Annotated in this window: 1 pseudogene; it reads right to left on the minus strand. The window is 70.8% G+C overall.

Going from position 1 to position 319, the window contains the following annotated elements:
• Window positions 1–319: pseudogene (locus IH13_RS0118040) on the minus strand (hypothetical protein); the annotation flags it as partial.

Genomic DNA, 319 nt, shown 5'->3' on the forward strand with positions numbered 1-319 from the left:
GATGTGTATAAGAGACAGGCCGAAGAGGGCCTCCGGGGGACGTGCGACGCGCCGCGGTGTACCGAGCCGCCACCAGAGAGCGGCGACCAGGCCGACGACGACCAGGACGATCAACACGACGCCGGGCATGCCGCCGGGTGCCGCCCCGGCCGCCCTGTCGAAGAGGTCACCCACCCAGCCCCAGAAGCGGTCGAGGCCGCGTTCGAGCAGGTTGGGGTCGTGCTCGTGGTACATGGGGTCGGACAGTTCGTCCTGCGCCGCCTCCCGGGCGGGCACGCGTGGGATGTCCACGGGTATGTCGTCCGCCGCCTGTACGACC

This window comes from Streptomyces sp. NRRL WC-3549 (assembly GCF_000721935.1).
Taxonomy (GTDB): Bacteria; Actinomycetota; Actinomycetes; order Streptomycetales; family Streptomycetaceae; genus Streptomyces.